General features: G+C 42.0%; 2 protein-coding genes. Both read left to right on the top strand.

Going from position 1 to position 533, the window contains the following annotated elements:
- The coding region (locus ACW689_RS21440; protein WP_476294449.1) for a hypothetical protein at positions 1 to 297 on the top strand (297 nt) is incomplete at its 5' end.
- A 46-nt stretch (positions 298 to 343) separates the two neighbouring features.
- On the top strand, positions 344 to 533 hold a 190-nt coding region (locus tag ACW689_RS21435; protein WP_476294448.1), incomplete at its 3' end, for a hypothetical protein.

The raw sequence follows: 533 nt of genomic DNA, 5'->3' as shown, positions 1-533 counted from the left end.
TACTATTATCAATACACCCCTGATGAACTGCACTTTGACGAGCACGCAACAAACCGTGAAGTGATCTTCCGTTTTTCGAGTCAGTTAAACGAGCGCTATGAATTTAGGTGGATCACCAGCACCGCGCCGCAAGATGTGAATTTAAAACGAAAAACCAACAAACGCATTCGCGTTCAACTCGACGACGGTGATATTGCAGAAGAAATGTATTTAGAAGTCTGGGTAAAGGACACACTCACGGGTGAAGTATTTATTTGTGACCCACGTGTTGGAGTAAGAAGAAACAAGCCAGCCTAAAACATCTATACCCATAATAAAAACTTAACTGCAAAAAAGGAACATAATGGTGAAACAGCTTATCGCAATAATAATCACATGCACCATGCTGTTGGCATGTTTACCCACAAAAGCATCTGCCAATAACAACATACAAACTTTTACCTTAAGCATTTGGGCACCCGATGAAGTGCCACCGCTAGACGCTAAAATCTCCGAGTCTGGGGTCAACTACTATTATCAATACACCCCTGATG

The organism is Pseudoalteromonas sp. ABE4_541 (assembly GCF_056312285.1).
This window is presented reverse-complemented; position numbering and strand designations above follow the sequence as displayed.